General features: G+C 66.7%; 1 pseudogene. It reads left to right on the plus strand.

The features are described from left to right. Window positions 1–225: pseudogene (locus ACPYOG_RS21040) on the plus strand (ABC transporter permease); the annotation flags it as partial. Window positions 226–231 lie beyond the last annotated feature (6 nt).

Consider the following 231-nt stretch of genomic DNA (forward strand, 5'->3'; position numbering starts at 1 on the left):
TCCACACACCTTCCGTGGGTCGTGGTCACCACCATCCAGGTGGCCGCATACGGCGGGATGATGGCCGCGCTGTCACAGGCGATCCAGATCGTGACCGAGCGCTCGATCGGCTGGAATCGTCAGCTGCGCACCACGCCGCTCAGCGGCACGGGCTACCTCGTCTCGCAGGTCGTGGCCGCCCTCGCCCTGGCCCTGTTCAGCATCCTCCTCATCATCGCCGTCTAGCTCGTG

This window comes from Leifsonia sp. HAY1-4F (assembly GCF_056755275.1).